Below are 26,051 nucleotides of genomic sequence, written 5' to 3'. Positions count from 1 at the left end.
CGAACTCCGAGCCGCCCCCCTTTCTTCCCCGTGATACACACTTGTTCTCTCCGCTTTCCTCCCCCCCCCCCCCCCCCACCCCCCCGCCCCCCCCCCCCCCCCCCCGGCGCCCCCCCCCCCCCCCCGCCGGCGCTCGACGCGGAGTGCGCGAGAGCCTGCTTGGGGCTGGTCACTGGCCGAGCACGTCCTTGATCTCCTTGGCCGCGGCGTCCCAGCCCTGCGCGGGCGACTTGCCCTTCTGCTCGACCTGGAGGATGCCGATGTCGCTGATCGCGGTGTCGATCGGCTTGTCCTTGGGGCCGAGGGGCTGCGCCGGGATGGTCTTCGCCGAGTCGGAGAAGATCCGGGTGATCGGGGCGCCGGAGAAGTACGCCGTGGTGTCGGGCTGCGGCTTCAGGCTCGGGTACACCGACGGGATCGACGGGAAGCTGGCCTGCTTGGCGAAGACCTTCGCCTGCTGCTCGGGCGCGGTCAGCCACTTCGCCAGCGCGACGGCCTCCTTCTGGTGCTTGGCCGCGGTCGGCACGCCGAGGAAGGAGCCGCCCCAGTTGGACGCCGCCGGCGCCGCCGCCACGTCCCACTTGCCCTTGCCGGAGTCACCGGACTTCTGCTCGATGTAGCCGATCATCCAGGCCGGGCAGGCGACGGAGGCGAAGCTGCCGTTGGCGAATCCCTGGTCCCAGGTCGGGTCGAACTGCTTGAGCTTCGCCGACATGTCGCTGGTGGCGACGGTCATGGCGGCGTCCCAGGCCTTCTTCACGCCCTCGGACTTGTCCCAGACGACGTTGCCGCCCTTGTCGTAGTACCGCTCGCTCGCGCCGCCCACCGCGGCCATGTAGACGGAGGCGGCGGAGTCCACGAACTTGGTGCCCTTGGGCGCCTTCTTCATGTACTGCTTGCCGACGTCGACGTACTTGCTCCAGTCGCCCTTCCACATCTGGGCGAGCCTGGTCCGGTCGGTCGGCAGTCCGGCCTGCCGGAACAGGTCCTTGCGGTAGCAGATGGCCATCGGCCCGGTGTCGGTCCCGAGCCCGATGAGCTTGCCGTCCTTGGTGGTGGCCTGGGCGTTCTTCCAGTCCAGCCACTGCGACTTGTCGACCTCCTTGCCGAGGTCCACGAACTTGTCCGCCTGGGTCTGCACGGCCTCGGTGATGTTGCCGATCTCGATGGCCTCGATGTCGTCCGTGCCGGAGCCGGCCTGGAGGCGGGTGAGCACCTTCGGCCAGTACACGTCGGTACGGGTGGTGACGTTCTCCTTGATGTTGATGTCCGGATGCAGCCTCATGTACTCGTCGTAGAGGCCGGCCTGCTGGTAGCCGAAGACGCCGAAGGTCCCGATGGTCAGCGTGGTCTTGCCCTTGCCACTGCCGTTTCCGCCGCCGTCCGAGTCGTTGGACGATCCGTCGTCCGAGTCCTTGGCACAGCCGGCCAGCAGCCCCGTGGTCAGTGCGGCCACGGCCGCGAGGGCCATCAGCCGCTGGGACCGGCGGATGCTCGTGCGCATTGCGTCCTCCTGTTGCCTGACGTGCCGACCCCCCGGCCAACTGCATGGAATCGGGCCCGTTCGTACTCGCTGCGGCTCGGGCGGGGAACGTGCGGGTTGTGTGGGTGTCAGGTACTGTGGGAGCGCTCCCACCTGTGATGTGTTGAAGAGTCGTCGGTCCGCGGCGGGGTGTCAAGGGAGCGGACGGCGGCAACTGCGTTCAGTTATCGGCCCGTTAAGCGGGCCGGTGCCGTCCGGTATTTTCCAGGCGCCGGTCGCCGGTATCCAGCCCGTCCGGCCGCAGCGAACGGTGCTGTTACATTCCAGGCCGGCACAGAGGATGGCGGCGAGAAAGGCGGAGCCCATGGCAAGCCACGGAGCGCGGGGCCGCGGCGGGGGCCGGCCCACGCTCGAGGAGGTCGCCGCCCGGGCCGGGGTCGGCCGGGGCACGGCCTCGCGGGTGATCAACGGCTCGCCCCGGGTCAGCGACGCCACCCGCGCCGCGGTCCAGGCGGCCGTGGCCGAACTCGGCTACGTCCCCAACACGGCGGCCCGCGCCCTCGCGGCCAACCGCACCGACGCCATCGCTCTCGTGGTCCCCGAGCCGGAGACCCGGTTCTTCGCCGAGCCGTACTTCTCGGACATGCTGCGCGGTGTCGGCTCCCAGCTCTCCGACACCGAGATGCAGTTGCTGCTGATCTTCGCGGGCAGTGACCGGGAGCGGCGGCGCCTCGCGCAGTACCTGGCGGCCCATCGCGTGGACGGCGTCCTGCTCGTCTCGGTCCACGCCGACGACCCCCTGCCCGACCTGCTGGCCCAGCTGGAGATCCCGGCCGTGATCAGCGGCCCCCGCTCGGCCGGCGAGTCGCTCACCTCGGTGGACTCGGACAACTACGGCGGCGCCCGCTCGGCGGTGGAGCACCTGCTGTCCCGGGGCCGCTCCCGCATCGCCCACATCACCGGCCGCCCCGACGTCTACGGCGCCCAGCGGCGCGTCGACGGCTACCGCGACGCCCTGCGTGACGCGGGCCGGGCGGTGGACGAACTGCTCGTCGAGCCGGGGGACTTCACGGAGGAGGGCGGTCGCCGGGCCATGACCGTGCTGCTGGATCAGTGCCCGGACCTGGACGCGGTCTTCGCCGGCTCGGACGTGATGGCGGCCGGCGCCCGGCAGGTGCTGCGTGAGGCGGGCCGCCGCATCCCGGACGACGTGGCGCTGGTCGGCTACGACGACTCCGCCATCGCCCGCCACATGGACCCGCCGCTCACCAGCGTGCGCCAGCCCATCGAGGAGATGGGCCGCGCGATGATCGACCTGCTCCTCGCGGAGGTCGCCGGCCGCCGCCCGTCCCAGTCCCGGGGGCCGGAGCGGCAGCACGCGGTGCTGCCCACGGAGTTGGTGACACGGGCGTCGTCGTAGGGGGCCGTGTGGGGGTGGACGGGATGCGGGAGCGCACGGACAGGCTCGGTCACCTCGGATCGGTCTGTGACGTCGGGTGGCTGCCGGAGAGGTGGTCCGTGGTGACGTCGCGTGGTGCGGTGCCGCTCAATTCCCAGCCCAGGAATGAGAAGAGCACCATCAGCACCCCGCCGCAGACGATCGCCCAGTCCGCCAGGTTCATCACGCTGAAGCCGCGGACGGCGACGAAGTCGACCACCGCGCCCTGCAGGCCGCCGGGCACGCGGAAGAGGCGGTCGGTCAGGTTTCCCAGCGCGCCGCCCAGCAGCAGTCCGAGGGCCACGGCCCACGGGGCGCTGCGCAGCTTGCGCGCCAGCCGGGCGATGACGCCGACGACCGCCGCGGCGATGGCCGTGAACACGAAGGTCATCGCCGTGCCCATGCCGAACGCGGCGCCCGCGTTCCGGGAGACCCGCAGTTCCAGCCAGCTGCCGATGACCTCGACCGGGGCGTGGTGCTCCAGCCGTGCGACGACGAGCAGCTTGCTGCCCAGGTCGATCGCATAGGCGAGTCCCGCCACCACCAGGAGCAGCGAGATCCGCCGTTTTCCCCCGGCGCCCTCCGCGCCCGCGGCCTGAACGTCCGATGTCACGCCTTCCGCCCCTTTGCGCCCGACACGGCCTCCCAGCCACGCTCCAGCAGATCGAAGGCCGCGTTGACGGCGGCGACCCGGTCGGGGGTGGCCGTGGCGAGCGCTCGGGATTCCAGAGCCAGATGGGCCAGGGCGGCGCAGGCCGGGTCGTCGGCGGGCGCGCCGGTGTCGGCGGCGATCGCCTCGGCCAGGGCGCGTTCGTGCCGCATCCACATGCGCCGGTGGTACTCCACAAGGGCGGGGGTGCTGGTGACCAGCCGCTGGAACGCGGCGATCTGCTCGGCGTACTCGGCCTTGAACGCCCGCGCCCGCAGCATGTGCGCGCGCAGCGCCTGGATGAGCGGGGTGCCGGGGGCTCGGTCGCGTACGGCCGCGACCAGCGCCTGTTCCACGTCCTCGTCCATGTCGAACAGCAGCGCTTCCTTGCTCGGGAAGTGCTTGAACAGGGTCGTCGTGGAGACGTCGGCCGCCTCCGCGATGTCCCTGATGCTGACCGCGTCGAAGCCGTGCTCCAGGAACAGCTTCAGCGCCGCGTCCGCCAGGGCCTGGCGGGTGGCGGCCTTCTTGCGTTCGCGGCGGCCCATCGGCTCCGCCGGCTCCGTTGCTCCTGTCGTCTCCGTCATGGCCGTAGCCTACCCGCCCGGTTGCCCCAGACAAAAAGTTGACTCATTGCACTTAGTGAGTCGGTGTGCTTTTCTGGGCCGCATGACCACACCACCTCCCAAGAACGTCCGCTGGACGCTGCTCGGCGTGATGCTCGCCATGCTGCTGGCCATGCTCGACAACAACATCGTCGGTACGGCGACGCCGACGATCGTCCGCGACCTCGGCGGCCTGGAGCACGTCTCCTGGGTCGTCACCGCGTACACCCTCGCCACCGCCGTCTCGACTCCCGTCTGGGGCAAGCTCGGTGATCTGTACAGCCGCAAGCGCGTCTTCCTCGCCTCGGTCGCGCTCTTCCTGCTGGCCTCGCTGCTGGCCGGCGCCGCCCACTCGATGACCCAGCTGATCGGGTTCCGCGCCCTGCAGGGCATCGGCGCGGGCGGGCTCGCCGCCGGCGGGTTCGCCATGACCGGCATCCTCGTGCCGCCCCGGGAGCTGGGCCGCTACCAGGGCATGACCGCCTCCGTGATGGCCCTCGGCGTGGTCGGCGGGCCCCTGGTCGGCGGCCTGGTCACCGGGCACCTCGGCTGGCGCTGGGCGTTCTACGTCAATCTGCCGATCGGGATCGTCGCCCTGGTCTGGCTCCAGCTGACGCTGCGGCCGCCGGCGCGGGAACCGCAGCCCCGGCCGCGCATCGACTGGGCGGGCATCGCCGTCCTCGCGGCCACCACGGGCGCGGCGGTCCTCGCGGCGACCTGGGCCGGTACGACGTACGCCTGGACGTCCTGGCCGATCCTCGCCCTGGGCGCGGTGGCCGTCCTCGGTGCGGTGGCGTTCGTCATCGTGGAGCGGCGCGTGACCGAACCCCTGCTGCCGCCCCGCGTGTTCACCGGGCACCGCAACTTCCCGCTCGCCATCGGCCTGTTGGCGGCCGTCGGTGTGGTGATGTTCGGCTCGGCGCTCTATCTGCCCCTGTTCCAGCAGTCCGTGCAGGGCGCCACCGCGACCGGCTCCGGGCTGCTCCTGCTGCCGATGATGGTCCCGGTGGTGATCGCTTCCCAGCTCGCCGGGAAGGTGATGTCCCGCACCGGCCGGTCCAAGGTGTTCCCGGTGCTCGGCACCCTGCTGCTGACGGCCGGCACCGTGGCGCTCGCCACGATGGACACGGGCACCTCCCGTCTCACCGCCGGCTGCTGGATGGCCCTCGTCGGCCTCGGCCTGGGCTTCACGACGCAGATGGCCACCACGCTCGCGCAGAACAGTGTGGACCTGCGGGACATGGGGGCGGCCATGGCGGCGACGAATCTGTTCCGCACCCTCGGCGGCTCGGTGGGTGTGGCCGTCTTCGGCTCGCTGTTCACCCGGGCGGTGCCGGCCACGGCGACGGGGGAGGCGTACCGGCACGCGGTGGCGGCCGGCACCCGGCACATCTTCCTGACCACGGCCGGGGTGTGCGCGGTGGCCTTCGTCCTGGCGCTGCTGGTGCGGGAGGTCCCGCTGAGGGGCGGGTCCGGCAGTACGGCACAAAAGAACCAGCCGGTGACCCGTCTCGCGACGGAGTCACCGGCTGGTCGGTGAGGGTGAGTGACGGGACTCGAACCCGCGGCATCCTGGACCACAACCAGGTGCTCTACCAGCTGAGCTACACCCACCATGACCGGTAGTGGAACTTGTCGTTTCCCCGACCGGCCGAGAAGAAGTCTACAGGGTCCGAAGGGGTGCTCGCGCACACGTTTTCGCGAGCCCCCCTTCAGCGCTATCGCGCGGGCAGGACGTGCTTGGCGGCGATCGCCTTCGCGGTGTCGGAGTCCGGGCCGGGCTGCGGGACGAAGATGGCCTCGCGGTAGTAGCGCAGCTCGGCGATCGACTCGCGGATGTCGGCGAGGGCCCGGTGGTTGCCGTTCTTCTCCGGGCTGTTGAAGTACGCCCTCGGGTACCAGCGGCGGGCCAGCTCCTTGATGCTGGAGACGTCCACGATCCGGTAGTGCAGGTAGCTCTCCAGGGCCGCCATGTCCCGCTCCAGGAAGCCGCGGTCGGTGCCGACGGAGTTGCCGCACAGCGGGGCCTTGCCGGGCTCCTTCACGTACTCCTTCACATAGGCGAGGACCTGCTCCTCGGCGTCCTGGAGGGTCGTACCGTTCTCCAGTTCGGCGAGCAGCCCGGACGCGGTGTGCATCTGACGCACCACCTCCGGCATCGTCTCCAGTGCCTGCTCCGGCGGGCGGATGACGATGTCCACCCCCTCGCCGAGTACGTTCAGCTCGGAGTCGGTGACGAGGGCGGCCACCTCGATGAGAGCGTCGTCGGACAGCGAGAGGCCGGTCATCTCGCAGTCGATCCACACCATGCGATCGTTCATGCGACCACCCTAAGGCTGGCCTGAGCTTTTGTGGTGCCCTGTGCTCCGCGGGAAAGGGCATCCGCGGTCCGCGGCGCCGTCCGGGTCGCTCGCGCGGTTCCCGGCGCCCCTTCGGGGCGCTGAGAAGAGAAGGAGGGGGCGAGCACATGCTCGCCCCCTCCTTCTCAGCTACCGCTCCGCGGCCCCGGCAGCAGCCCCACCGCGCCCGCCGCCGTACGGCGGCTCTGCATCGGTACCCCGCTGTCGCGGTCCGGGTGCAGAACGGGTGCGTGGCCCATCGGCCCGGGGCCCGGCAGGCCCATGGGGCCGCCCGGCTGGCCGACGGCGTGCACCGGTGGCTCCGGGTCGGCGGGCTTGTCGGCCTGCGGCCTGCGGGCCCGGTAGGCGGCCCGGTAGGCGGCGGGGGACGAGCCGAGCTGGCGGCGGAAGTGCCCGCGCAGCGCGACGGGGGAGCGGAAGCCGCACCGGCCCGCCACCTCGTCCACGGAGTAGTCCGACGTCTCCAGCAGGCGTTGTGCCTGGAGCACACGCTGCGTGATCAGCCATTGCAGCGGCGCGCTGCCCGTCAGCGAGCGGAACCGGCGGTCGAACGTACGGCGGCTCATATAGGCGCGTGCCGCCAGGGTCTCCACGTCGAACTGCTCGTGGAGGTGTTCCAGCGCCCAGGCGACGACCTCGGCGAGCGGGTCGGCGCCGATCTCCTCTGGTAAAGATCTGTCGAGATAGCGCTCCTGACCGCCGCTGCGGCGCGGTGGGACCACCAGGCGCCGGGCGAGCGCGCCGGCCGCCTCGTTGCCGTGGTCCGTCCGCACGATGTGGAGACAGAGATCGATTCCGGCCGCGGTACCCGCCGACGTGAGCACATCACCGTCGTCGACGAACAGCTCCCGTGGATCGACGTGCACCGACGGATAGCGCTTGGCCAGCGTCGGCGCGTACATCCAGTGGGTGGTCGCCGGGCGGCCGTCCAGCAGTCCGGCCGCCGCGAGCACGAACGCGCCCGTGCACAGCCCGACGATCCGGGCACCCTCCTCATGCGCCCGGCGCAGCGCGTCGAGTGCCTCCTCCGGTGGCGGCGCGGTGATCGAACGCCAGGCCGGTACGACGACCGTCCCGGCGCGCGATATCGCCTCCAGCCCATGCGGCGCGGTGAGTTCCAGGCCCCCTGTGGTCCGCAGCGGGCCCTCTTCCCCGGCGCACACCAGCAGTCGGTAGCGCGGGACGCCGGCGTCCTGGCGGTCGATTCCGAACACCGACAGCGGAATGGAACTCTCGAAGATGGGGCCGCCGCTGAACAGCAGCACCGCGACGATCTCCTTGCGGCGGCGCCCGGAGAGTTTCCGGGCCGCGGCTTCCGGCGTGGCAGTGGAGTCGTGGCTCATACTGCTAAGCCCCCCTCGGTGGTCGCGGCTCCTCGGTTGTGTCGCTCCTGCACGTTTCCCCTCGGTCCTGCACGAGTCCCCCGCCGTAAAGACAGTCAAGATCGAAATCTACTGGTTCCCGCGGTCTCACGGTGACCAGTTCCACACGCCCCAGTTTGTCGACATGACAACTTGGCGTGAAGCATTCGATCACGAAGCGTTGCACTCGCGGAGCGTGGAGGGAAGTGCGCCTTGTCGCAGTGGCCAAACCGCGTAGGGTGCGCAACTGCCCGTAGACCCTTTCCGTGCAGGTCGAACGGGGGTTGGAGGGTGGTTGGAGGCCCTGTGGGGCGACATTCAGAAGTTGGCTGAAAAGATGCGTTCGGGGGTACGGAAACAGGTCAGTCGACCGGTGTCCGCCTACGCGTGTGACGTCCACCTCTTTGCTTCGGGCAACGCCTGCGACCGCGCCCGCTCCGCTCGGCGCACCGCTCGGACCGGCGCAGCAGGATCCGGCACACGGCCGTGACGGCGGCCAGTCCCAGCGCCGCGCCCGCCGCGCCGGCCAGCGAGGTGCCGTACCAAACCAGGACCACCGGGACGAGGACGCAGCTGAAGGCGGCCCAGCGGATCACATCACTCACGGTGTCCGACGCGGGATGCGGATCGGAGGTGGATCGGGGACCGGGCATCACTCGTACTCCCTGTGGCGGTGGCTCACCCCGTTCAACGTCTGTTCGAGCGGTCGGTCACCGGCCGTACGTCTGTGAATCCTGAGCAAACCGCCTGTACGGGGCAGCAACCATTGCGTTACGGGCGCGGCTCGTGCATGCTCCGGTGAACCCCTACGGATGTCGGGGACCGCTTACGGAGCGTGCGCGGGAACTGGGCTCAGGAGGCGTGCCGCCGTACCCTTGGGGGTATGGGGTTGGGAAGATGTTTCCCGGACACAGCTCCGCCGCACACTGTCGTCCCACCCATAAAGGATCACAACGCCGAGACAGCCATGGCCGGTCACGAATTCTTCGAACCAGCGGACCGCAAGCGGCCGGTCGCCGACCCCACGGCGGCCGATCCCCTGGCGGCGGAAGAGTCACGTCCGTCTTGCGACCCCGCCTTCCGGCACGGAGTCGTCGTCGGCTTCGACGGCTCCACATCCAGTGAACGCGCCCTGGCCTACGCCATCGGCATGGCCCACCGCTCCCGCTCCGGCCTGATCATCGTCCATGTCGCCAACCGGCTGCCGACCACCGTGTGGGCCGGCTGCGAGCCGCCCGTCTTCGTCGACGTGCCGGACCACCGCACCGAGGTCCTCGGTCTCGAGCTGGCGTGCGCGGACTATCTGGCCGAGGTCCCGTGGATCCTGGTGGAGCGCGGCGGCGACATCTGCCACGAGCTGGAAGAGGTCGGCAAGGAGTACGAGGCGGACGCGATCGTCGTCGGCTCCACGCACGGCATCGTCGGCCGGATCTTCGGCTCCGTCGCGGGGCGGCTCGCCAAGCGGGCCCAGCGGCCCGTGATCGTCATTCCCTGACGCTCCCCACTTCCTGGTGCAGCGCGGCAACTCCCTTTGTACAGCGCGAAACTACTCGTGCGTAGAGGTGGTTTGTGCCCTTGTGAAGGGCATATACCGGTCACCGCGCAACTGCACAGCATGAAGGGAGCCCGCCGTGGACAACGGAAGTACTACGGTGGTCGGCCGACTCGCCCTGGGAATAACCCTGTTGGCGTTCGGCCTCGGTACGACAGGCGTGATCCACGGTGTGGCCGCGTCCGACGCCGTGTCAGTGGCCCACTACGTGGGCGGAGTTGCCCTGTTCCTGGTCGGCCTGCTGGCCTTCCGCGGTGGTGACGGCGCCTCCGGTACGGGCTTCGCGGCCCTCGGCGCGCTGTGGTTCACCTGGGCGGTCGGCGGTCACTCCGCCGCCAACGCGGCAGGGCTCTTCCTGCTTCTGTTCGCCCTCGTGGCGCTCACGTTGACCCTCGCGGGCGGGGACGGCCTCGGTCAGCTCATGCACGGTCTGCTGTTCCTGGCGATGCTCGTGCTGGCCGTCGCGGCCTTCGCCGACAGCTCGTCGTTGGCCAAGGTCGGGGGCTGGGTCGCCGCGGTCTCCGGTGCGGTGGCCTGGTACGCGGCCACCGCTGCGCTGGCCCACTGGCCGACGGCTCTTCCCGGGCGTGCCGCCGGCCGGGGGGTGACGGCCACCGGCTGAGAGGTAGCGGCACCGAACGGACCCCCGCGTGCCGGTGGCACACGCGGGGGTCCGTTCCGTTGTCGCGCCGGTGCGGGTGCGTGGGGGCCGGCCGCGCGGCTCCCGGCGCCCCTTCGGGTCGGCTATTCCACCGTCACCGACTTGGCGAGGTTCCTCGGCTTGTCTATGTCCCGGCCCAGGGCCTTGGCCGTGTGGTAGGCCAGCAGCTGGAGCGGGATGCCCATCAGGATGGGGTCCAGTTCGTCCTCGTTCTTCGGCACGACGATCGTCTGGTCCGCCTTGTCCTGGTGCTGGTGGGCCACCGCGAGGATCTTGCCGCTGCGGGCCTTGATCTCCTCCAGGGCCGCGCGGTTCTTCTCCAGCAGGTCGTCGTCGGGGACGATCGCCACCGTCGGCAGGGCCGGCTCGATCAGGGCCAGCGGGCCGTGCTTCAGCTCGGAGGCGGGGTAGGCCTCGGCGTGGATGTAGGAGACCTCCTTGAGCTTCAGGGAGGCCTCGCGGGCCACCGGGTAGCCCCGGACGCGGCCGATGAAGAGCATCGAGCGGGCGTCGGCGTACTGCTCGGCCAGCTCCTTGATCTGTTCCTCCTGCTTGAGGATCTCGGTGATCTGCTCGGGCAGCCTGCGCAGGCCCTGGATGATCCGCTTGCCGTCGCGGACCGAGAGGTCGCGGGTGCGGCCCAGGTGCAGGGCGAGCAGGGCGAAGGCCACCGTCATGTTCGTGAAGCACTTCGTCGAGACCACGCAGACCTCGGGGCCCGCGTGGACGTAGATCCCGGCGTCCGCCTCGCGGGCGATCGCCGAGCCGACGACGTTGACGACGCCGAAGACCTTGGCGCCCTTGCGCTTCAGCTCCTGGACGGCGGCGAGGACGTCGTACGTCTCACCGGACTGGGAGACGGCCACGTACAGGGTGTCGGGGTCGACGACCGCGTTGCGGTAGCGGAACTCCGACGCCGGCTCGGCGTCCGCCGGGATACGGGCCAGCTCCTCGATCATCTGGGCGCCGATCATGCCCGCGTGGTACGAGGTGCCGCAGCCGAGGATCTTCACACGGCGGATCTGCCGGGCCTCCCGCGCGTCCAGGTTGAGGCCGCCGAGGTGCACGGTGGAGAAGCGGTCGTCGATGCGGCCGCGCAGCACGCGGTCCACGGCGTCGGCCTGCTCGAAGATCTCCTTGTGCATGTAGGTGTCGTGGCCGCCCATGTCGTACGACTCGGCCTCCCACTCCACGGTCGTGGGCTCGGCGGTGGTGCGCGTGCCCTCGGTGGTGTAGGTGCGGAAGTCGTCGGCCTTGAGCGTGGCCATCTCGCCGTCGTCCAGAGTCACTATCTGACGGGTGTGCATGACCAGGGCGGCGATGTCGGAGGCGACGAACATCTCCTTCTCGCCGATGCCGAGGACGACGGGAGAGCCGTTGCGGGCCACCACGATCCGGTCGGGGAAGTCGGCGTGCAGCACGGCGATGCCGTACGTGCCCTCGATCACCCGGACCGCCTGGCGGACCTTGTCCTCCAGCTTCTCCGCCGTGGCGCGGGCGATGAGGTGGGTGAGCACCTCGGTGTCGGTCTCGGAGAGGAACTCGACACCGTCCGCCTCCAGCTTGCGGCGCAGGTCGGCGGCGTTGTCGATGATGCCGTTGTGGACGACGGCGACCTTGTTGTCGGCCGACATGTGCGGGTGGGCGTTGACGTCGGAGGGGGCGCCGTGGGTGGCCCAGCGGGTGTGGGCGATGCCGGTGGTGCCCTTGAAGCGCGCCGGGACCTTGGCCTCCAGGTCGCGCACCCGGCCCTTGGCCTTGACCATCTTCAGGCCGGGCGCCTTCGGGGAGGTGACGACGATGCCCGCGGAGTCGTAGCCACGGTATTCCAGCCGCTGCAGGCCTTCGAGCAGCAGCGGGGCCACGTCACGCTTCCCGATGTATCCGACAATTCCGCACATATATAGGTATTCCTAGCCGTAGACGATGCGGCGCAGCTGCCTGAGCGTCAGCTCGGGCGGCGCCACCGCTCGGTACTTGAGGTCCGTCGAGATCCGTTCGAAGATCTCGGCGTTGACCAGTCCCTGGGCCTGCAGTTCGCGGTGACGGCGACGGACGTAGTCCTCCGCCGACTCGTCGAAGTAGGCGAGCACGTCCTGGATCACCCGCAACGCCTCACCCCTGGCCAGGGGTGAGGACCGCGTCAGATGATCAACGAGTTCGTCGTGCACCCGGTAGATCCTGGGGTACGAGGCACGGTTTCGCAAGAAACGTGCCCGATTTCGGGCAGACGTCCGTCGTGAGTGCTGTTGGATCTCTGTTCGCAAGCCGTCCACTCTGTGTCCTGCGTCTCGTTGCCCGGACCCACGAGTTTCGGACGCCATGGACATTCCTCGTATGGGAGTACCCGAGAAGCTGGCCGCGCGCATGGGCATGGCCGAGCAGCACGAGTACCTGCGCGCCAGATTCTCGCGGCGCACCATGATCAGAGGCGGTGCCGTCACGCTCGGCGCCGTCGCGGGTGGCTCGTTCGTGCCGGGCGCCGCGGCCCGGGCGGCGGTGCCGACGCAGCGGACCGCCCCCGCCGCCGAGACGGTCGACGGCGCCCTCGTCGCCCCCTTCGGCCGCCACCTCGCCTACGGCAACGACCCCCGCACGGAGATGACCGTCTCCTGGCAGGTCCCCGTCGCCGTGCGGAAGCCGTTCATCCGCATCGGTGCCCACCCCTGGGACCTCTCCCGCAAGATCGAGGCCGAGGTCCGCAGCCTCTACACCCCGGCCGGTGTCGGCGCGAGCGGCGACCACACGCAGTACTACCTGCACGCCCGGCTCACCCACCTGCGCCCCGGCAAGACGTACTACTACGGCGTGGGCCACGAGGGCTTCGACCCGGCCGAGCGCCATCTGCTGGGCACCCTGGGCACCTTCACCACCGCCCCCGCCCACAAGGCGCCGTTCACCTTCACCGCCTTCGGCGACCAGGGCGTCAGCTATCACGCCCTGGCCAACGACAGCCTGATCCTCGGCCAGAACCCGTCCTTCCACCTGCACGCGGGCGACATCGCCTACGGCGACCCGGCCGGCCAGGGCAAGACCACCGACACCGGCTTCGACTCGCGCACCTGGGACCAGTTCCTCGCCCAGACCGAGTCGGTCGCCAAGCAGATCCCGTGGATGGTCTCTTACGGCAACCACGACATGGAGGCCTGGTACTCGCCCAACGGCTACGGCGGCGAGGAGGCCCGCTGGACCCTGCCGGACAACGGCCCGGACGCCAGGAACCTGCCCGGCGTCTACTCCTTCGTCCACGGCAACACCGCGGTCATCTCGCTGGACCCGAACGACGTCTCCTTCGAAATCCCGGCGAACCTGGGCATATCCGGCGGAACCCAGACCACGTGGTTCGAGGCCCAGCTGAAGAAGTACCGGGCCTGTGACGACATCGACTTCATCGTCGTGTTCTTCCACCACTGCGCGTACTGCACGTCCACGGCGCACGCCTCGGAGGGGGGCGTGCGCCAGGAGTGGGTGCCGCTGTTCGAGAAGTACCAGGTCGACCTGGTCATCAACGGCCACAACCACCAGTACGAGCGCACCGACGTCATCAAGGCCGGCGCCGTCACCAAGAAGCTCCCGATCGGCGGCACCGCCTACCCCGAGACCGAGGGCGTGGTCTACGTCACCGCCGGCGCGGCGGGCCGCAGCCTGTACGCCTTCACCGCCCCGGACTCCTACGAGGGCCACGAGCACGAGGTGGACTCGGTCGCCTCCTTCGTCAACACCAAGGACGGCAAGGTCAACGAGACCGTCACCTGGTCCCGGGTGCGCTACCTCAACTACTCCTTCCTGCGCGTGGACGTCACCCCCGCGCCGAGGGGCCGCCAGACCACCCTGACGGTGTCGGGCATCGCCGAGACCGGCGACCGCATCGACCACTTCACGGTGTCCCGCACGGCGAAGTGAGGATCCGGCGGGCGGTCCTCACATCCGCTTGAGGACCGCCTGCTTGGCCAGGCTGAACTCCTCCTCGGTCAGGACCCCCTCGCGGTGCAGTTCGCCCAGCTCGCGCAGGCGGCGCAGCAGGGCGTCGTGGTCGCTCTCGGCGGACGCCTTGTCGAGCACCGGCACATCCGCCGGCGTGTCCGGCCCCGCCGCGGCGGGATGCGGCAGCCGGGCCTGTACGGCGGCGGCCACCAGGGCCATCAGCGGGTCCTTCTTGAAGCCCCACAGCTCGACCGCGTTCGGGTCGTACTTGGCCGTCGCCGTCACCGGGGCACCGCGCACGAGGAAGCGCAGATGCCCGTTCTCCAGTCCGGCCGCCGGCTGCCACTCCACGCCGAGGACGTCCGCGAGCGGAATGGTCCGGGTGCCGACGTTCGCCTTGGCGTTCTCGGTCTTCCAGTTCCACTCCAGCCGCACCCGCTCCCCGTCGAAGCTCGCCATGCCGTCCCCGGCGGAGGCGGACACCGGCAGCGACGGCCCCGGCAGCAGATAGCCGGCGACCGGATCCGGTGAAACACCGTCCAGCAGGAGCGCGTTGCGCACCTCGTCCGCGAAGTACTCGGCGACGCCGTACCGGTCGGACTCCACGGTCAGCTGGTAGGGATCGTGCGGCTCACCGAGCCGGCCGCCGGTGGCCTGCGTCAGCGGATCGGCCCCGTCTCTCAGCCGCAGCCGCAGCCGCCCCGACCTCCGCCCCTGCTCGAAGGAGACACCGGCCAACGCCCCCAACGGCACGACGAGTTCACCCAGCTCCCGGCGGAGCAGGCTCACGTTCTTGTCCCTGCCCGGGGTGAGCCGCAGGGCGTCGCCGTCGAAGGTCCAGGTGCCGTCCTTCTGGATGATTTCCGCCATGGAGGGATTGTTTCACCGGATCTGCGGGAGAGTGGTCTCGACCACATCTGAAGGGAGCGCATGTGAGACGCACACACAGCACGACTCCCCGCACCACCCGCATCCTCGGATCGCTGCTGCTGGTGGCGGCGGCCGGTGTGTTCACGCTCGGCGCCGCCCCGGCGGCACCCGCGGCGAAGGCGGCTGTCCCCACCCCGCTGGACCGGGTGATCCCGGCACCCGTCTCCGTCACGTCCGGCGGAACGCCGTACCGCATCACGCGGGCGACAAGCGTTCGTGTCGACGACTCCGCCGAGGTCCGCCGGATCGGCGCGTATCTCACCGGCATCCTGCGGCCCTCCACCGGCTACCCGCTGCCGCTGGCCGACCACGGCACCGCAGGCATCCGACTCCACCTCACAGAGGGCGACTTCGGTGCCGAGGGCTACCGGCTGCACAGCGACGCGGGCGGCGTCACCATCACCGCGAGCGCCCCCGCCGGCCTCTTCCACGGCGTGCAGACCCTGCGTCAGCTCCTCCCGCCCGCCGTCGAGAAGAAGACCGTACAGACCGGCCCCTGGCAGATCGCCGGCGGCACCGTGGAGGACCGCCCCCGCTACTCCTACCGGGGCGCCATGCTCGACGTCTCCCGGCACTTCCTCACCGTCGACCAGGTCAAGCGGTACATCGACCAGCTGGCCCTCTACAAGATCAACGAGCTGCATCTGCACCTCAGCGACGACCAGGGCTGGCGCATCGCCCTCGACTCCTGGCCGCGCCTGGCCGCCTACGGCGGCTCCACCGAGGTCGGCGGCGGCACCGGCGGTTACTACACCAAGGCGCAGTACCAGGAGATCATCCGGTACGCGGCCTCCCGCTATCTGGAGGTCGTCCCCGAAATCGACATGCCCGGCCACACCAACGCGGCCCTCGCCTCCTACGCCGAACTCAACTGCGACGGCGTGGCACCCCCGCTGTACACCGGTACGAAGGTCGGCTTCAGCTCGCTGTGCGTGTCCAAGCAGGTCACCTACGACTTCGTGGACGACGTGATCCGGGAGCTGGCCGCCCTCACCCCCGGCCGCTACCTCCACATCGGCGGCGACGAGGCGCACTCCACCAGCCACACCGACTACGTGACGTTCATGGACCGCGTACAGCCGATCGTCGCCAAGTACGGCAAGACGGTCATCGGCTGGCACCAGCTCACCGGCGCCCACCCGGCCCAGGGCGCCCTCGCCCAGTACTGGGGCCTGGACAGCACCAGCGCGGCGGAGAAGGACCAGGTCGCCAAGGCCGCCCAGAACGGCACCGGCCTGATCCTCTCCCCGGCCGACCGGATCTACCTCGACATGAAGTACACCAAGGACACCAAGCTGGGCCTGGACTGGGCGGGCCTGGTCGAGGTCAAGCGGTCGTACGACTGGAACCCGGGCGCCTACCTGCCGGGCGCCCCGGCTTCGGCCGTCCGGGGCGTGGAGGCGCCCCTGTGGTCGGAGACCCTGAAGCAGTCCGCCGACATCGAGTACATGGCGTTCCCACGCCTGCCCGGCGCCGCCGAACTGGGCTGGTCCCCGGCGGCCACGCACGACTGGGACACGTACAAGGTCCGCCTGGCGGCCCAGGCCCCGCGCTGGGACGCCCTGGGCATCACCTACTACAAGTCGCCCCAGGTCCCCTGGCCGACGAGCTGACCACACGCCGACGGGCACCCCGGAGGACCGTACTCCGGGGCGCCCGCCCGTCTCCCGTCCGTTTCCCGCCCGGCGGCGAGGCGGGAACTCCCCGGCTCCTTCGCGCGTTGCGGAGGACGACCTGATCGTTTGATGTGTCGGACGACGGCGGTGCCGTCGTCGCGGGGAGTGAGCACACCCATGGCCATGGTGGGGCTGTTCTGCATCGCCGGGAGCGACGTGTACCTGGGCGCGAAGCCGTCCGGTCTGGCTCCCGGGGTACGTCTGACCCCCGAGGGCGTGGTGGCCCTCGGCGACAGACAGTCCGGCCTCCACCTGTGGGAGGACGTGCATGCCCTGACGGTGGCGGACGTCCCCGTGAAATCCCTGAAGCGGCAGGCCGGAGCGGTCAAGGACCTGGCTCTGGGCATGGTGCTGGACGTGGCTCTGTCCGGGGGCGTCAGCCTGACGGGCGAGGACCCGCCGACGATGACGGTACACGTGGAATCGACCGACGGTGACCACGAGTTGTGGGCGTACGTCGCAGCGGCCGTCGGCTACTCCCAGACGGAGGTCGATCTCTCCCGCGCTCTCCTGTCCCGCCTCACGGAAGGCGCCGCGACGATGGCGACGACGCTGGCGGCGATGTCGGAGTGGGGCCGGGCGTGGGAAGGCGGGTCGCCTCGAAGGGCGGAGCGGGAGGGGTTGTTGCGGGGGTGGGTGGGCTGAATGCCGTGCCCAGGTGTGGGGGAGAACGTGACCCGCGTCCGGGTGGACCGAGCACCGTCGCGCCTGCTTGTACTCAGTCCCGCCGGTGCGGCCGACGGGTCCGGCCGTGGCCTGGTCATGATTGACGCACCCGTGCCGCAAACGCTGGTCAGCTGAGGCCCGGTGGCTGTCGACGGGCACCCCGGAGGACCCTGCTCCGGGGTGCCCGCCCGTCTCTCTGTCAGAACCCCGCGAGGGGATTCTCCAGGGTGCCGACCAGCTGCAGCGCGCCCGACGGGTCGGTGAGGTCCACCATCTGCTTGTTGTTGCGCAGCTGGAGGCGGTTGAGGCAGGACAGGGCGAACTCGGGGGCGAACATGTCGTACTGGTGGAACCTGTCGGCCAGTTCGGGGGTCGCCTCCTGGTACTCGCGGGTGACCTCCGCGACCGTGCGCCAGAAGGCGTCCTCCTCCAGGATCCCCTCGGCGGCCAGGTCGGCGGCGAGGAAGCGGAAGAAGCAGTCGAAGACGTCCGTGAAGATCGACAGCAGCTTCTTGTCGTCCGGGACCTCGGCACGGATCCGCCGGACCTCCGGCGGCAGGACCGCGTCCGGGTCCATCACCACTATCTCCTCGGCGATGTCCTTGTAGACGGCCCGCTGCACCACCCCGTCCTTCAGCACCAGGATCACGTTCTCGCCGTGCGGCATGAAGGCCAGGTCGTAGGCGTAGAGGCTGTGCAGGAGCGGGGTGTAGTACGCCCGCAGGTACTGGCGTAGCCACTCCGCCGGCGGGAGTCCCGAGCGGGCGATCAGTGCGCCCGCGAAGGAGGCGCCCGCGTGGTCCACGTGCAGCAGCGAGGCCATGGTCGCGAGCGACTCGCCGGCCCGCAGCGAGGGCACCGGGCTCTCCCGCCACAGTGCGGCCAGCATCTTGCGGTACGGCGAGTAGCGGTCGGTGGCCTGTTCGTACTCCAGGTGCCGGTAGCCGACGGCCGCCCGCTCCCGGATGATCGTCAGGCCCGTGGCCTTCAGTACCGGGTCGTTCTCGATCAGCTGGGCCAGCCAGTCGTTGATGGCCGGGGTCGCCTCCATGTAGGCGGCGGACAGGCCGCGCATGAAGCCCATGTTGAGGACGGACAGGGCCGTCTTGACGTAGTGCTTCTCCGGGTGCGAGGTGTTGAAGAAGGTCCGGATGGACTGCTGGGCCAGGTACTCGTCGTCGCCCTCGCCCAGGCAGACCAGGTGCCGGCGGGCCACCTCGGCGGCGAACGTGACGGACAGCTTGTTCCACCACTGCCATGGGTGGACGGGGATGAGGAGGTAGTCGGCGGGGTCGAGGTCCTGGTCGGTCAGCCGGGCGTGGAACCGCTCGACGGTGCCGGCGCCCAGCTCCTGCCGGATGAAGTCCTCGTACGCGATCCCGACGCCCGCCGTGAACGCGGCCCGCGAGCGGTGCGCGGCCAGCCACACCAGCCGGACGGGGCTCGCGGTCTCGGGGGCGTAGGAGAGGTACTCGTGGATGCCGAACCCGAGCCGGCCGTTGTTCGCGACGAAGCAGGGGTGGCCCTCGGTCATCCCCGTCTCGATCGTCTGGAAGCCGCCGTCCGCCAGCTCCGCGGAGGTGGTGCGCGGCTTGGTGAGCTTGTAGCAGGTGCCGGAGAGGGTGGAGGAGATCTCCTCCAGGTAGACCGGCAGGTTCTCGTCGCCCAGCCCCAGGGACTCCTTCAGCTCGATGCAGAAGTCCAGGGCGGCCAGCGGGAGTTCACCGCCGTCGCGGTGCCGGGTGATGGACTCCGCGTCGACCTGCCAGTGGTCGAGGGCGCGCCGGACGGCGGAGAAGCGGTAGGAGGTCAGGCCGTCGTCACTGCGGACGACGTACCCGTCACCCTCCCGCACGGGCGTGATCAGGCGCTCGTGCGCGAACTCGGCGAGGGCCTTGCGGACCAGCAGACGGTTGGCGGTCGCCCAGCGCTCGGGGGAGAGGTGGGCCACGGCGTCGGCGGGGGTCATCGGGCCACCCCCGTCGCGGCGGCGAACCGCTCGCGTGTGCAGAAGCTCAGCAGCGCCTCCTTCTCCGGCTTCCGGACCGCCCGCTGCGGCACGAACCCGACGGCCTCGTTCAACGCGTGTACGGCCGTGTTGCGGACGTCCGGTTCGACTACGACGCGCTCGACCGCCGGGTCCTCGAACAGGTGCGCCACCACGGCCGTGATGACGGCCCGCGTGAAGCCGTGTACGGGTGTGTCGGTGGGTGCCACCAGGAAGTGCATGCCGACATCCCCCGGCTGCGCCTCGTACAGGCCGGCCAGTTCGCGGTGCGCGGGGTCGTACTCCTCCATGAGGAAGGCGGGTTCTCCGTCGCGTAGCCCGAGCAGTGCGTGGTGGTGCTCGTCCGCCGCGATCTCCATGTAGGCCCGCTCGACGTCCTCCGGTTTCGCGTCCCGCATCATCCAGAAGGACGCCTTGGGGTGGGTGACCCAGGCGTGCAGGAGTTCGCCGTCCTTCAGCGGATCGACGGGACGGAAGGTGAAGGTCAGGTCCGTGCTGGTCATACGGCGAACTCCTGGAACGCGATGGTCTTCTCGACCGGGTAGTACTCGGTGCCGAGCAGCTCGCGGATGATGTACGCGTTGCGGTAGGCGCCCATGCCCAGGTCGGGGCTGGTGATGCTGTGGGTGTGGACGCCGGCGTTCTGCAGGAAGACGCCGCGGCCGGTGACGTCGACGGCGTAGTTGCGGGCGACGTCGAAGCGGCCGTGGCCGTCGAAGCGGAGGCGGTCCTGGATGGGCGCGAGGAAGGCCGGGGGCTCGTAGTGGTAGCCGGTGGCCAGCAGCAGGCCCTCCGTGCGGATCTCGAAGTCCTTGCCCTGTTCGTCCTGGTGGAAGCCCAGGGTGTAGCCGCCGTCGGCGTCGTAACGGGCGGTCGTCAGGGTGGAGTTGGTGAGCAGGCGGGTGGGGACCGGGCGGTCGCCGCTGACGACGTTCTTCTGGTAGAGCAGATCGAAGATCGAGTCGATCAGATCCGAGTTGATGCCCTTGAACAGGCCCTTCTGCTGCTTCTCCAGCCGGTAGCGGGTCTCCTCGGGAAGGGCCCGGAAGTAGTCGATGTAGTCCGGGGACGTCATCTCCAGGGTCAGCTTGGTGTACTCCAGCGGGAAGAACCGCGGGGAGCGGGTAACCCAGTTGAGCTGGTAGCCGTGGACGTCGATCTCGGCGAGCAGCTCGTAGTAGATCTCGGCCGCGCTCTGGCCGCTGCCGACGATCGTGATGGACTTCTTCGCCTGCAGCTCCGCCTTGCGGTGCATGTACCGGGAGTTGTGCAGGACGGCGTCACCGCCGAGCGCGTGGCAGGCCGGGGGCACATAGGGGACCGTGCCGGTGCCGAGGACCAGGCGCCGGGCGCGGTAGGTGTCACCGGACTCGGTGCGGACGACGTACAGCTCGTCCTCGTAGGTCACCTCGGTGACCGTCGTGTTGAACCGGACGCTGCTCAGCTTGTTCGCCGCCCAGCGGCAGTAGTCGTCGTACTCGACCCGCAGCGGATAGAAGTTCTCGCGGATGTAGAACGAGTACAGGCGTCCCTTCTCCTTCAGGTAGTTGAGGAAGGAGTACGGCGAGGTCGGGTCGGCGAGGGTGACCAGGTCCGACATGAACGGGGTCTGCAGGTGGGCGCCGTCCAGGAACATTCCGGCGTGCCACTCGAAGTCCGGCTTGGAGTCCAGGAAGACACCGTTCAGACCGGCGATCGGTTCGGTGAGGCAGGCCAGGCCGAGGTTGAAGGGGCCGAGCCCGATCCCCACGAAGTCGTAGGTGTTCTCCAGGGCTTCAGGACGCGCGGTCAAGGGATTCTCCCAGGTACTGCTCGGCGTGGCCGGCGATCAGGTCGAGGACGGCGGCGATGTCGGCCGTCCGTGTCTCGGGGTTGAGCAGGGTGAGTTTCAGGTAGTGGCGGTCGCCGACCTTGGTGCCGGCGACCACGGCGTCGCCGGAGGCGAACAGGGCCTGGCGGGCGTGGAGGTTGGCGCGGTCGATCTCGGCCGGGTCGGTGACGGCCGCCGGGATGTAACGGAAGACGAGGGTGGAGAGGGCGGGCTCGACGACGACGTCGTAGCGGGGGTCGGCGGCGAGCAGGTTCCAGCCCTCGGCCGCCAGGTCGCAGACCTCGTCGAAGAGTTCGCCGATGCCGTCGGCGCCCATCACCCGCAGGGTCACCCACAGCTTCAGGGCGTCGAAGCGGCGGGTGGTCTGCAGGGACTTGTCCACCTGGTTGGGGATGCGTTCCTGCACCATGCGGCGCGGGTTGAGGTAGTCGGCGTGGTAGGTGGCGTGCCGCAGGGTGGCCGCGTCCTTGACCAGGACGGCGGATGAACTCACCGGCTGGAAGAAGGACTTGTGGTAGTCGACGGTGACCGAGTCGGCGCGCTCGATGCCGTCGATGCGGTGCCGGTACTTCAGGGAGGCGAGCAGACCGCAGCCGTAGGCCGCGTCCACGTGCATCCACACGGCGTACTGGGCGCACAGTTCGGCGATCTCCGGGAGCGGGTCGACGGAGCCGAAGTCGGTGGTGCCGGCGGTGGCGACGACCGCCATCGGCACCAGCCCGTCGCGCCGGCAGCGCTCCAGCTCGTGGGCGAGGGCGACGGTCCGCATCCGCTTGTCGCGGTCGACGGGGACGGCGACGACGGAGTCCGGGCCCAGTCCGAGGAGTTTCGCGGACTTCTGCACGCTGAAGTGGCTGACCTCGGAGGCGAAGATCCGCAGTTCGGCCAGGGTGCCGGTCTTGGTTTCCTCCCTCGCCAGCAGCAGCGCCTGCAGGTTGGACTGGGTGCCCCCGGAGGTGAACACACCGTCGGCGGCGGGGCCCAGGCCGATGCGCTCGGCCGTCCAGTGGACGAGCCTGCGCTCGATGAGGGTGCCGCCGGCCGACTGGTCCCAGGTGTCGAGGGAGGAGTTGACCGCGGAGAGGACCGCCTCGCCGAGTACCGCCGGGATGACCACCGGGCAGTTGAGGTGGGCGAGGTAGCGGGGGTGGTGGAAGTAGACGGCGTCCCGGAGGTAGACGTCCTCCAGTTCGTCGAGTACGGCGGCGGTGTCGCCGAGTGGCCGGTCGAGGTCGATGGCGTCGATCCGGGGGGAGAGGGCGTCCACGGTGACGCCGGTGAACGGACGGTCGGTGGTGGCGAGTTTGGCCGCCACCCGCTCGACTCCTTCGGTCACGGAGCTGCGGTAGTGCTCCGCGGTGAGGCCATTGAGCAGGTGCGAGCGCATGTGGGGGTCCTCCGAGGGGACAGTCCGTGCGGGGGTTTAACTTAGGTTAGCCTAACCTAAGTTATTTGGATCAAGGCATGCCTGACCCGTGACCGGCGTCACTCCAGGGGAGTTACTCGGCGGCCCGCAGCTGTTCCTCGGTCATCCCCCGCCGCCAGTACCCGACGAAGGTCACCCGCCGCCGGTCGACGCCACGCTCGCCGACGAAGTGCCGCCGCAGCGCCTTGACCTGCCCCGACTCACCGGCGATCCACACGTACGGCCGCTCGGCGGCGGGCAGTTGGGCGGCTCGTACGGCATCGACGGCCATGGGGGACCCGTCGTGCCGTACGAACCACGTGATCTCCGCGTCCGCCTCCGTGCGCACGTCCTGGATGTCCCCGGCGTGCGGCACCTCCAGCCAGGCGCGGGCGCGGGTGCCGACGGGCAGGGATTCGAGGATCGCCGTCGCGGCCGGTACGGCGGTCTCGTCGCCCCACAGGACGACGAGGTCGGTGTCCTCGGGCGGGCGGAAGCGGATCGCGCGGTTGTCGGCGACGGCCGGCCCGAGCAGCAGCACCCGGTCACCGGCGGTCGCCCGGGAGGCCCAGCGGGAGGCGGGTCCGGCCGGGGGCGGGGGTCCCCCCGCGCGGGCGGAGCCGGGAGTGGGGGACGCGGCGGGCTCGACGCCGTGCAGCGCGAAGTCGATGTCCATCTCGTCCGGGTCCCGCCTGAGGGCCCGGAGTGTGTACGAGCGCATCACGGCCCGCACGTCGTCCGGCAGTTCCCGCCACCCCTGCCACCAGCCGTCCCCCAGCTCCAGTGGGACGACGGGCTCGGCCTGACCCGGATGGGGCAGGAAGAGGGACAGGGACTGGTCACGTCCGCCGGAGTGGAAGGCGTGCAGGTCGGCTCCGCCGAAGGTGACGCGGACCAGAGACGGCCCCAGCCGCCTGGTCCGTACAACCTGCAGGGAGAAGAAACGGAACGGGGCGGCTACGGCCGTCGTCATGGGTGGCTCCTGAGGGTGGGTTTCAGGGCTGTGTCAGGGTCTGCCCGGGTCAGCTGACCTTCTTCGCCTTCTCCAGGGCCTCGGCCAACTTCGTCAGCAGCGGCACGCACTTGTCGTACGACAGGATCGGCTCGGGGGAGCGGGGGATGACCTGCCCGGCCTTCACCGCGGGCAGCTTCTTCCAGGTCGCCTTGGTGATGGCGGCGGGCTGGACCGCCGAGGACCGGTCGTCCATCATGATGATGTCGGCCTTGTACTTGTCGACGTTCTCCCAGCTCAGCGACTCGAACCAGCCGCCGCCCTGCTTCTTGGCGCTCTCCGGCGGCTCCACGAAGTTCACACCGAGGGCCTTGAAGTACTCCAGGTCGACGGAGAGGTCGGTGCCGGAGACGTAGAACAGCTGGTCGCTCGCGCTGCCGGCCATCACCTTGAGGCCGGGCTTGGCCTTGGCGGCGGCGCGCAGCCGGGCGGCGGCGGCCTCGAACCGCTTCTTGGCGTCGGTGACCTTCGCGGCCTTCATGTCCGCGCCGAGCGACTCGGCCAGGTCCCACATGCGCTGCAGCGGCTCGGTGAGCTGACGGTCGTAGACGGAGATGCCCACGCTGGGCGCGAGTTGGGCGATCTTCTTCTTCGACTCCTCGGGGACGTACCAGAGCGTGCCGGCGTCGTCGAACATCGTGGAGATCAGCACGTCCGGCGCGAGCGAGGCGTACTTCTCGATGTTGAACTGGCCCCAGGTGTTGCCGAGGACCGTCACCTTACTGACGTCCATGTCGCCGGCCTGGACGTCGGCCTTGCCGGCCTTGGTCGTCGTCGGGCCGAAGACGCCCTTGACCTGGATGCCGTAGTCGTAGAGCGCGGCGCCGACGCCGGTGAAGGCGACGATGTCCGCCGGGACGTGGTCACGCTTCACGGCCGTGCCGCGGTCGTCCTTGAAGGACCAGGGGCCGGACTTGGCCGCTTTCGACCCACTGCCCGCGCCACTGTCCTTGCCCTTGTCGTCCCCGCAGGCGGTGACCGCGGCGGCCAGTCCGACGGCGCCGCCCGCGGCGAGGAGGCCGCGGCGAGTGAGGTGGGTGGCACGGGCGTGGGGCATGGGCATGACTGCTTTCGAACGGGGCGGAGCGCCCGCCGGACAGGTTCGAAGGTAGGTTAGCCTAACCTCAGTCGATGTCCAGGGTCAGGGCGGACCGCGCCCGGCGCCATGGGGAGGGAAGCGGCTGTTCGCCCTCCCTTTCGCGGACTTCGCGCAGTCGGTCGACAGGCCCTGACAGGTGAGGGCCGGAGAGGCACTGCGGACCCGGCGGCTCGGCCTGCTCGCCGTGCCCGGCGGCGGACCCCACGGCTACGCACCCGAGCAGGACCTCAGCTCACCAGCCCCAACTCCCTTGCGATCAGCATCCGCTGCACCTCGCTCGTGCCCTCGCCGATTTCCAGGATCTTGGAGTCGCGCCACATGCGGGCCACCGGGTACTCGTTCATGAAGCCGTAACCGCCGTGGATCTGGGTGGCGTCGCGGGCGTTGTCGACGGCGACGGTGGAGGAGTAGAGCTTGGCCAGGGCCGCCTCCTTCTTGAAGGGCTCGCCCGCGACCAGGCGGGAGGCGGCGTCGCGCCAGGCGAGGCGCGCCGTGTGGGCCTTCATCTCCATGTCGGCGATCTTGAACTGGATGGCCTGGTTGGCGCCGATCGGCTTGCCGAAGGCGCGGCGCTCCTTCGCGTACTTCACCGACTCGTCGACGCAGCCCTGCGCCAGGCCCGTCCCCAGCGCCGCGATGGCGATGCGGCCCTCGTCCAGGATGCGCAGGAACTGGGCGTAACCGCGGCCCTCCTCGCCCAGGAGGTTGGCGGCCGGGACGCGCACGTCCTGGAACGACAGCTCGCGGGTGTCCGAGGCGTTCCAGCCGACCTTCGAGTAGGGGGCCGCGACCGTGAAGCCCGGCGTGCCGGACGGGACGATGATCGACGAGATCTGCGGCTTGCCGTCCGGCTTGCGGCCGGTCACGGCGGTCACCGTCACCAGGCCCGTGATGTCCGTGCCCGAGTTGGTGATGAAGCACTTCGTGCCGTTGATGACCCATTCGTCGGTGTCCGGGTCCAGCCGGGCCGTCGTACGGGTGGCTCCGGCGTCGCTTCCGCCGTCCGGTTCCGTCAGGCCGAACGCGCCGAGGATCTCGCCCGCGCACAGGCGGGGGAGCCACTCGCGCTTCTGCTCCTGCGTACCGAAGAGGTGGATCGGCATGGCGCCCAGGGAGACGCCCGCCTCCAGGGTGATCGCCACGGACGAGTCCACCCGGGCCAGTTCCTCCAGGGCGATGCCGAGGGCCAGATAGTCGCCGCCCATGCCGCCGTACTCCTCCGGGAACGGCAGCCCGAACAGGCCCATGCGGCCCATCTCGCGGACGATCTCGTACGGGAACTCGTGCCGCTCGTAGAAGTCGCCGATCTTCGGCGCCACCACGTCGTGCGCGAACTCCTCCACCGTACGGCGGAGTTCCTCCAGCTCGGGGCTGAGACGGTGGTCCATGCT

The 26,051-nt window shown here is 70.0% G+C and carries 23 protein-coding genes and 1 tRNA gene; 7 read left to right on the top strand and 17 right to left on the bottom strand.

Annotated features, from left to right (window positions below; all coding sequences use genetic code 11):
- Positions 1-169: 169 nt before the first annotated feature.
- The gene (locus ACZ7GZ_RS04695) at positions 170-1,504 is read right to left on the bottom strand and encodes an ABC transporter substrate-binding protein (protein ID WP_471020939.1); all 1,335 of its coding nucleotides are present in this window, start codon (positions 1,502-1,504) and stop codon (positions 170-172) included.
- Between the two features lie 343 nt (positions 1,505-1,847).
- Here ACZ7GZ_RS04695 and ACZ7GZ_RS04690 point away from each other — a divergent pair, with 343 nt between their 5' ends.
- Positions 1,848-2,903 carry a LacI family DNA-binding transcriptional regulator gene (locus ACZ7GZ_RS04690; protein WP_471020937.1) on the top strand — a complete coding sequence of 352 codons (1,056 nt, stop codon included), beginning with the start codon at positions 1,848-1,850 and terminating at the stop codon, positions 2,901-2,903.
- 49 nt (positions 2,904-2,952) lie between these two features.
- On the opposite strand, the gene ACZ7GZ_RS04685 is transcribed toward ACZ7GZ_RS04690, so the two are convergent.
- A complete protein-coding gene (locus tag ACZ7GZ_RS04685) occupies positions 2,953-3,534 on the bottom strand; it encodes a signal peptidase II (protein ID WP_471020936.1) in 582 nt (193 codons plus the stop codon).
- The gene (locus ACZ7GZ_RS04680) at positions 3,531-4,157 is read right to left on the bottom strand and encodes a TetR/AcrR family transcriptional regulator (RefSeq protein WP_471020934.1); all 627 of its coding nucleotides are present in this window, start codon (positions 4,155-4,157) and stop codon (positions 3,531-3,533) included. Before ACZ7GZ_RS04680 ends, ACZ7GZ_RS04685 begins: the two co-directional genes overlap by 4 nt.
- Before the next feature lie 82 nt (positions 4,158-4,239).
- On the opposite strand from ACZ7GZ_RS04680, the gene ACZ7GZ_RS04675 reads away from it, so the two are divergent.
- A complete protein-coding gene (locus ACZ7GZ_RS04675; protein ID WP_471020932.1) occupies positions 4,240-5,715 on the top strand; it encodes an MFS transporter in 1,476 nt (491 codons plus the stop codon).
- Between the two features lies 1 nt (position 5,716).
- On the opposite strand, the gene ACZ7GZ_RS04670 is transcribed toward ACZ7GZ_RS04675, so the two are convergent.
- The 4 genes from ACZ7GZ_RS04670 to ACZ7GZ_RS04655 form a co-directional block, all read right to left on the bottom strand.
- Positions 5,717-5,789, bottom strand: a tRNA-His gene (locus ACZ7GZ_RS04670).
- 104 nt (positions 5,790-5,893) lie between these two features.
- A complete protein-coding gene (gene orn, locus ACZ7GZ_RS04665) occupies positions 5,894-6,496 on the bottom strand; it encodes an oligoribonuclease (RefSeq protein WP_471020930.1) in 603 nt (200 codons plus the stop codon).
- A gap of 164 nt (positions 6,497-6,660) precedes the next feature.
- Positions 6,661-7,878, bottom strand: coding sequence for a helix-turn-helix domain-containing protein (locus ACZ7GZ_RS04660; RefSeq protein WP_471020928.1), 1,218 nt, complete (start codon positions 7,876-7,878; stop codon positions 6,661-6,663).
- A 380-nt stretch (positions 7,879-8,258) separates the two neighbouring features.
- On the bottom strand, positions 8,259-8,549 hold the full coding sequence (locus ACZ7GZ_RS04655; protein WP_471020927.1) for a hypothetical protein: 291 nt from the start codon (positions 8,547-8,549) through the stop codon (positions 8,259-8,261).
- A 314-nt stretch (positions 8,550-8,863) separates the two neighbouring features.
- Here ACZ7GZ_RS04655 and ACZ7GZ_RS04650 point away from each other — a divergent pair, with 314 nt between their 5' ends.
- Both ACZ7GZ_RS04650 and ACZ7GZ_RS04645 read left to right on the top strand, forming a co-directional pair.
- Positions 8,864-9,391: a universal stress protein gene (locus ACZ7GZ_RS04650; protein WP_471020926.1), complete on the top strand. Its 528-nt coding sequence runs from the start codon at positions 8,864-8,866 to the stop codon at positions 9,389-9,391.
- Positions 9,392-9,527: 136 nt separating this feature from the next.
- The gene (locus ACZ7GZ_RS04645; protein ID WP_471020925.1) at positions 9,528-10,070 is read left to right on the top strand and encodes a hypothetical protein; all 543 of its coding nucleotides are present in this window, start codon (positions 9,528-9,530) and stop codon (positions 10,068-10,070) included.
- A 122-nt stretch (positions 10,071-10,192) separates the two neighbouring features.
- Here ACZ7GZ_RS04645 and glmS read toward each other — a convergent pair whose 3' ends face one another.
- Both glmS and ACZ7GZ_RS04635 read right to left on the bottom strand, forming a co-directional pair.
- A complete protein-coding gene (glmS, locus tag ACZ7GZ_RS04640) occupies positions 10,193-12,010 on the bottom strand; it encodes a glutamine--fructose-6-phosphate transaminase (isomerizing) (RefSeq protein ID WP_471020924.1) in 1,818 nt (605 codons plus the stop codon).
- A gap of 12 nt (positions 12,011-12,022) precedes the next feature.
- Entirely contained in the window at positions 12,023-12,280 is a 258-nt protein-coding gene (locus tag ACZ7GZ_RS04635) for a hypothetical protein (RefSeq protein ID WP_471020923.1), read from the bottom strand.
- A 166-nt stretch (positions 12,281-12,446) separates the two neighbouring features.
- Here ACZ7GZ_RS04635 and ACZ7GZ_RS04630 point away from each other — a divergent pair, with 166 nt between their 5' ends.
- Positions 12,447-14,012, top strand: coding sequence for a purple acid phosphatase family protein (locus ACZ7GZ_RS04630; protein ID WP_471020922.1), 1,566 nt, complete (start codon positions 12,447-12,449; stop codon positions 14,010-14,012).
- Positions 14,013-14,030: 18 nt separating this feature from the next.
- Here ACZ7GZ_RS04630 and ACZ7GZ_RS04625 read toward each other — a convergent pair whose 3' ends face one another.
- Entirely contained in the window at positions 14,031-14,903 is an 873-nt protein-coding gene (locus tag ACZ7GZ_RS04625; protein ID WP_471020921.1) for a DUF4429 domain-containing protein, read from the bottom strand.
- A 62-nt stretch (positions 14,904-14,965) separates the two neighbouring features.
- On the opposite strand from ACZ7GZ_RS04625, the gene ACZ7GZ_RS04620 reads away from it, so the two are divergent.
- Both ACZ7GZ_RS04620 and ACZ7GZ_RS04615 read left to right on the top strand, forming a co-directional pair.
- Entirely contained in the window at positions 14,966-16,576 is a 1,611-nt protein-coding gene (locus tag ACZ7GZ_RS04620; RefSeq protein ID WP_471020919.1) for a beta-N-acetylhexosaminidase, read from the top strand.
- A 180-nt stretch (positions 16,577-16,756) separates the two neighbouring features.
- Entirely contained in the window at positions 16,757-17,284 is a 528-nt protein-coding gene (locus ACZ7GZ_RS04615) for a hypothetical protein (RefSeq protein WP_471020918.1), read from the top strand.
- A 220-nt stretch (positions 17,285-17,504) separates the two neighbouring features.
- On the opposite strand, the gene ACZ7GZ_RS04610 is transcribed toward ACZ7GZ_RS04615, so the two are convergent.
- The 7 genes from ACZ7GZ_RS04610 to ACZ7GZ_RS04580 form a co-directional block, all read right to left on the bottom strand.
- On the bottom strand, positions 17,505-19,274 hold the full coding sequence (locus tag ACZ7GZ_RS04610) for an IucA/IucC family protein (RefSeq protein ID WP_471020917.1): 1,770 nt from the start codon (positions 19,272-19,274) through the stop codon (positions 17,505-17,507).
- A complete protein-coding gene (locus ACZ7GZ_RS04605; RefSeq protein ID WP_471020916.1) occupies positions 19,271-19,816 on the bottom strand; it encodes a GNAT family N-acetyltransferase in 546 nt (181 codons plus the stop codon). Before ACZ7GZ_RS04605 ends, ACZ7GZ_RS04610 begins: the two co-directional genes overlap by 4 nt.
- Entirely contained in the window at positions 19,813-21,105 is a 1,293-nt protein-coding gene (locus ACZ7GZ_RS04600) for a lysine N(6)-hydroxylase/L-ornithine N(5)-oxygenase family protein (RefSeq protein ID WP_471020914.1), read from the bottom strand. Before ACZ7GZ_RS04600 ends, ACZ7GZ_RS04605 begins: the two co-directional genes overlap by 4 nt.
- Positions 21,089-22,531 carry a lysine decarboxylase DesA gene (gene desA, locus ACZ7GZ_RS04595; RefSeq protein WP_471020913.1) on the bottom strand — a complete coding sequence of 481 codons (1,443 nt, stop codon included), beginning with the start codon at positions 22,529-22,531 and terminating at the stop codon, positions 21,089-21,091. Before desA ends, ACZ7GZ_RS04600 begins: the two co-directional genes overlap by 17 nt.
- A gap of 112 nt (positions 22,532-22,643) precedes the next feature.
- A complete protein-coding gene (locus tag ACZ7GZ_RS04590; RefSeq protein ID WP_471020912.1) occupies positions 22,644-23,522 on the bottom strand; it encodes a siderophore-interacting protein in 879 nt (292 codons plus the stop codon).
- 49 nt (positions 23,523-23,571) lie between these two features.
- Positions 23,572-24,618: an ABC transporter substrate-binding protein gene (locus ACZ7GZ_RS04585; RefSeq protein WP_471020910.1), complete on the bottom strand. Its 1,047-nt coding sequence runs from the start codon at positions 24,616-24,618 to the stop codon at positions 23,572-23,574.
- A 269-nt stretch (positions 24,619-24,887) separates the two neighbouring features.
- A complete protein-coding gene (locus ACZ7GZ_RS04580) occupies positions 24,888-26,048 on the bottom strand; it encodes an acyl-CoA dehydrogenase family protein (RefSeq protein WP_471020909.1) in 1,161 nt (386 codons plus the stop codon).
- Positions 26,049-26,051: the final 3 nt, after the last annotated feature.

Source organism: Streptomyces sp. NPDC037288, from assembly GCF_055603265.1.
This window is presented reverse-complemented; position numbering and strand designations above follow the sequence as displayed.

Bases quoted from the DNA above. Each gene is read 5' to 3' on its own strand.
- ACZ7GZ_RS04695 (WP_471020939.1), bottom strand. From the start codon at position 1,504: ATGCGCACGAGCATCCGCCGGTCCCAGCGGCTGATGGCCCTCGCGGCC.
- ACZ7GZ_RS04690 (WP_471020937.1), top strand. From the start codon at position 1,848: ATGGCAAGCCACGGAGCGCGGGGCCGCGGCGGGGGCCGGCCCACGCTC.
- ACZ7GZ_RS04680 (WP_471020934.1), bottom strand. From the start codon at position 4,157: ATGACGGAGACGACAGGAGCAACGGAGCCGGCGGAGCCGATGGGCCGC.
- ACZ7GZ_RS04675 (WP_471020932.1), top strand. From the start codon at position 4,240: ATGACCACACCACCTCCCAAGAACGTCCGCTGGACGCTGCTCGGCGTG.
- orn (WP_471020930.1), bottom strand. From the start codon at position 6,496: ATGAACGATCGCATGGTGTGGATCGACTGCGAGATGACCGGCCTCTCG.
- ACZ7GZ_RS04660 (WP_471020928.1), bottom strand. From the start codon at position 7,878: ATGAGCCACGACTCCACTGCCACGCCGGAAGCCGCGGCCCGGAAACTC.
- ACZ7GZ_RS04655 (WP_471020927.1), bottom strand. From the start codon at position 8,549: ATGCCCGGTCCCCGATCCACCTCCGATCCGCATCCCGCGTCGGACACC.
- ACZ7GZ_RS04650 (WP_471020926.1), top strand. From the start codon at position 8,864: ATGGCCGGTCACGAATTCTTCGAACCAGCGGACCGCAAGCGGCCGGTC.
- glmS (WP_471020924.1), bottom strand. From the start codon at position 12,010: ATGTGCGGAATTGTCGGATACATCGGGAAGCGTGACGTGGCCCCGCTG.
- ACZ7GZ_RS04630 (WP_471020922.1), top strand. From the start codon at position 12,447: ATGGGAGTACCCGAGAAGCTGGCCGCGCGCATGGGCATGGCCGAGCAG.
- ACZ7GZ_RS04625 (WP_471020921.1), bottom strand. From the start codon at position 14,903: ATGGCGGAAATCATCCAGAAGGACGGCACCTGGACCTTCGACGGCGAC.
- ACZ7GZ_RS04615 (WP_471020918.1), top strand. From the start codon at position 16,757: ATGGCCATGGTGGGGCTGTTCTGCATCGCCGGGAGCGACGTGTACCTG.
- ACZ7GZ_RS04610 (WP_471020917.1), bottom strand. From the start codon at position 19,274: ATGACCCCCGCCGACGCCGTGGCCCACCTCTCCCCCGAGCGCTGGGCG.
- ACZ7GZ_RS04605 (WP_471020916.1), bottom strand. From the start codon at position 19,816: ATGACCAGCACGGACCTGACCTTCACCTTCCGTCCCGTCGATCCGCTG.
- desA (WP_471020913.1), bottom strand. From the start codon at position 22,531: ATGCGCTCGCACCTGCTCAATGGCCTCACCGCGGAGCACTACCGCAGC.
- ACZ7GZ_RS04590 (WP_471020912.1), bottom strand. From the start codon at position 23,522: ATGACGACGGCCGTAGCCGCCCCGTTCCGTTTCTTCTCCCTGCAGGTT.
- ACZ7GZ_RS04585 (WP_471020910.1), bottom strand. From the start codon at position 24,618: ATGCCCCACGCCCGTGCCACCCACCTCACTCGCCGCGGCCTCCTCGCC.
- ACZ7GZ_RS04580 (WP_471020909.1), bottom strand. From the start codon at position 26,048: ATGGACCACCGTCTCAGCCCCGAGCTGGAGGAACTCCGCCGTACGGTG.